Below are 4,249 nucleotides of genomic sequence, written 5' to 3' on the forward strand. Positions count from 1 at the left end.
CCCCACTTCATCGGCCGCGCCACCGTCCTCGACGCGGTACGCCGAACCCTGTCCGACTGCCCCGCCCCCGCCGCCCTCGCCGTCATCAGCGGCATGGCCGGAGTCGGCAAGAGCGCCCTCGCCCTGCACATCGCCCATGGCCTGCGCGACCGCTTCCCCGACGGCCAGCTGTACGTCAACCTGCACGGTGCCACCCCCGGCATGACCCCCCTCACGCCGTCCCAGGCGCTCACCGCACTCCTGCGGGACGTGGGCGCCGACCCCCGGGCCGTCCCCGAACACCCGGACGCGGCCGCCGCGTTGCTGCGCTCGATGCTCGCGCCGACGCGCACGCTCATGGTGCTGGACGACGCCGCGACCGCCGCGCAGGTACGGCAGCTGCTGCCGGCCGGCACCGGCTGCGCGGTGATCGTCACCAGCCGCTCCCCGCTGACCGCCCTCGACGGCGCCCGCCGTTTCCCGCTCGCCCCGCTGTCGGCGGAGGACAGCGCGGCGCTGCTGCGGACGGTGTCCGGCCGAGAGGGCCACGACAGCCGAGAGGGCCACGACGGCACCGGCAGCGGCGAGGACGGCGACCGCATCGACGCCGGTCACCCCCTCGTCGAACTCACCGGCCGCCTCCCGCTCGCCCTGCGTATCGTCGCCGCCCGCCTGGCCGCGCGCCGCGCCCTCACCCCCGATGTGCTGGCCGACCAACTGGCCGCCACGGAGGACAGGTTGCGGCACCTGGAGTACGACGACCTGTCCGTACGCCGCTCCCTGGCCGTCGCCCACGACGCGCTCGCCGCCTCCGGCCGCCGCACCGACCGCGACGCCGCCCTCGCGCTGCGCCGGCTCGGCGCCCTCGACCTGCCCACGTACGGCGCGCCCCTCATCGCCCGGCTGCTCGGCACCGAGACCGGCCGTGCCGAGGCCGCCCTCGACCGGCTCGTCGACGTGGCGCTCCTGGACGAGACGGCGTACGGCCGCTACACCCCCCACGACCTGGTCCGTGACTTCGCCCGCGAACTGGCGGACACCCGCAACGCCCCCGACATCGCCCGCACCGCCGTGCGCTGGTACACCGGCGTAGCCGAGCGCACCCTCACCGCGATCGTCGAACCCGGCCTCGACCAGGACGACCGCCGCCGCCCCACCGCCGCGCAGCCGCCCGAGCACACGGCGCATGTGCTGTCCGTGCCGGCGTTCGCCTCCTCCGAGGAGGCCTTCGCCTGGGCCGGTTCGGAGCTGGAGAACATCGTCGCCCTGGTCGAGCGGTACGCGGACGCCCCCGACGAACGCACCGCCGCCCATGTCGCCACCCTGCTGCGGCTCTTCTTCCCCTACCTCCAACGCGGTGGCCGTGTCTCCGAGATGGAGGTGCTCGGACAGGCCGCGCTCCGCCTGGCCCGGAGGTTCGGGGACGAGGTCGCCGAGGCGTACGCGCTGATCGACCTCGCCGGGCTGTACTTCCTGACCGGCCGCCACGGCGAGTCCCTCGCCCTCACCGACGACTCCCTCGCACGCTGGCGGCGACTCGGCGTGCTCTCCAGGATCCGGCGCTGCCTCGGGAACCGGGGCCTGCTGCTGGAGAACCTCGGCCGGTACGAGGAGTCCGGTGCGGCGCTGCGGCAGAGCCTGGAGCTGTCACGACAGCTGGACGACCCGTGGGGCGAGGCCGTGACCTACGGCCACCTCGGCAATCTGTACGAGCACACCGACCCGCGGGCCGCCATCGAGCAGCACCGGCGCTCGCTCGCCATCGGCGTCGAGATCGGCAACGTCATCGTGCAGCACTCCGCGCACTGCAACATCGGCTACGCCCATCTCACCCTGGGTGAACCGGCCGCCGCCGTACCGCACTTCGAGGAGAGCCGGCGCATCCTCGGCCGTCACGGCGACTGGCACGGTGAGTCCCAGTCCCGGCTCGGTCTGGTGCGCGCGCTGCGGCTGCTGGGCCTCATGGAACGGGCCGAGAGCGAGTGCGCCGAGCTGCTGAGCCGTGCGGACGCCCGCGCCGACGGGTACGTGGGCGGTCTCGCCCGCCACCAGTACGGGCTGGTGCTGCGGGAGCTGGGGCGCGCCGAGGAGGCGTGCGCGCAGTGGCGTACGGCCCTCGCCGCGCTGGACGGGACGGACAAGAAGGCGGTCGTGGACGAGCTGCACGCCCTGCTCGGCGACGCCACGGCAGGCTGATCACCCGGGGTCCGCACAGGACACCGATCACTTGGCGTCGGCATAGCACTCCACCACCGACGTCGAGAACGGGAACCGCACCGGCGTCTGCCCGAACGTCAGCCGCGCCGCCAGCTCCGCCGCCTCCCGGATCGCCGCCACGACCCTCTCCGTCTCCTCCTCGGGACAGTGCACGATCACCTCGTCGTGCTGGAAGAAGACCAGCTCGGCCGCCATGTCCGCACAGGTCTGCCGCAGCGCGGCGAGCAGCAGCAGGGTCCAGTCGGCGGCGCTGCCCTGGACGACGAAGTTACGGGCGAAGCGGCCACGGGCGCGGGCGTTGCGGGAGGCGTAACCCGGCACCCAGCCGTCGTCGGAGGGGGTCTCGCGCGCGTCCTCCTGCGGGATGCCCGCCTCTTCTGAGGCGTCCTCGCCCGCGCCCGCCGCCGGTGGGCAGGTCCGTCCGAGCCAGGTCCGCACGAGCCGGCCCTCCTCGCCCGCGCGGGCCGCGTCGTCGACGTACGCCACCGCCTTGGGGAAGCGGCGTCTGAGCGCGGCGAGGTTCTTCAGTCCGTCGCCGGAGGTCTGGCCGTAGACCGCGCCGAGCACGGCGAGCTTGGCCTGGGCGCGGTCGCCGGAGAAGGCGCGGTCGGAGACGGACTGGTAGAGGTCGGTCTCCCGGCCCGCGACCTCCATCAGCCCGGGGTCACGGGAGATGGCCGCCAGCACCCGCGGCTCCATCTGGTCGGCGTCGGCGACGACGAGCCGCCAGCCCGGGTCGGCGACGACGGCACGCCGGATGACCTTGGGGATCTGCAGCGCGCCCCCGCCGTTGGTGACCCAGCGGCCGGTGACCGTGCCGTGGCACAGGAACTCCGGCCGGAACCGGCCCTCGCGCACCCAGTCCTGAAGCCAGGACCAGCCGTGGGCGACCCAGATCCGGTACAGCTTCTTGTACTCGATCAGGGGCTTCACGGCCGGGTGGTCGATGGACTCGATCTCCCAGCGGCGGGTGGAGGTCACCTTGATGCCGGCCTGGGCGAACGCCTTGACGACATCGGCGGGCAGGTCGGGCCGGACCCGGCGTCCGAAGGCCGCGGACACCTCGTCGGCGAGTTCGGCCAGGCGCCGGGGCTCGCCGCCGCCTGCGTACCGCTCGCCGAGCATCTCGTGCAGCACCTGCCGATGGACGTCGGCGCTCCAGGGCAGCCCCGCGCGGTTCATCTCGGCGGCCACCAGCATCCCGGCCGACTCGGCGGTGATCAGCAGCCGCATCCGGTCGGGATGGGCGGTGGTGTCCTGGCGGCGCTGCTGGTCGGTGTACACCTCCAGGAGGTCGGCGAGCGGCAGATGGACGGCCTGCGGCTCGAAGAGGGAGGACTGCGAGCCGGGTTCGGCCGACCGCAGCGGTGGGTCGGGAGGTACGGGGCCACCGCGGAGTCGGGCCAGGGCGGCGGCGGCCGAGCGTGGCTCCCCGTACCTCCCCGCGTGGCCCAGCAGCAGGGTCTCGGCGTCCTCGATGTCGTAGCACCGCTCGACCCGCACCCCCGCGGCGAGCAGTCGCGGATACACCTCGGCCGTGGACCGCCACACCCACCGCGCCACCTCGGGCCGCCCCCGCACGGCCTCCGCGAGATCCGCCTCCCACCGCACCGCCCCGGCGGGCAGCCCGTCGGCCCCGAGGGGGGCGATCTCCACGCCACCGTCCTCGGCCGTGGCGAGAGCCCAGCGATCGGTCATGGTGGCGAGTCTCGCAGGAGGGTCTGACAACGCCCCGCCGCTCGCCGCCAGGCGGGGGTGATCGGCGGATCGGTGCCACGCCCGGACGGCAGATCCGCAGGTGGCCGGGGCCGGGGGGGGGTGGGGGGGTGGGGCGGGCGGCGGCCCGTGCGACCTGCGGATCTGCCGTCAGGCCGGGGCACCGGTGCGGCGATCACCCCCGCCTGGCGGATAGCGGCGGGGCGTGGTCAGCCGCTCCTGCGCGGCGCGCCCCGGTGACGGGTCGCTCGGCCCTGCGGCGGGGCGAGGACGGGGGCGGGGAGCTCGCCCCCCCTGGGGCCGACGGGCTCCCCGCCGGGCGGTGCGGCGCGGGGGG

General features: G+C 75.0%; 2 protein-coding genes. One reads left to right on the plus strand and one right to left on the minus strand.

Going from position 1 to position 4,249, the window contains the following annotated elements:
• Positions 1 to 2,175, plus strand: a 2,175-nt coding sequence (locus HLK59_RS48560) for a tetratricopeptide repeat protein (RefSeq protein ID WP_171148090.1), incomplete at its 5' end; no start/stop codon positions are given.
• A gap of 27 nt (positions 2,176 to 2,202) precedes the next feature.
• Here the strand turns inward: HLK59_RS48560 and HLK59_RS48565 are convergent.
• Positions 2,203 to 3,894 carry a bifunctional 3'-5' exonuclease/DNA polymerase gene (locus HLK59_RS48565; protein ID WP_171148091.1) on the minus strand — a complete coding sequence of 564 codons (1,692 nt, stop codon included), beginning with the start codon at positions 3,892 to 3,894 and terminating at the stop codon, positions 2,203 to 2,205.
• Between the last annotated feature and the right edge of the window lie 355 nt (positions 3,895 to 4,249).

Origin of the sequence: Streptomyces sp. S3(2020) (assembly GCF_013044505.1) — a bacterium.
In the GTDB taxonomy this organism is placed as follows: domain Bacteria; phylum Actinomycetota; class Actinomycetes; order Streptomycetales; family Streptomycetaceae; genus Streptomyces.

Coding starts and splice junctions, on each gene's coding strand:
- HLK59_RS48565 (WP_171148091.1), bottom strand. CDS start 3,894: ATGACCGATCGCTGGGCTCTCGCCACGGCCGAGGACGGTGGCGTGGAG.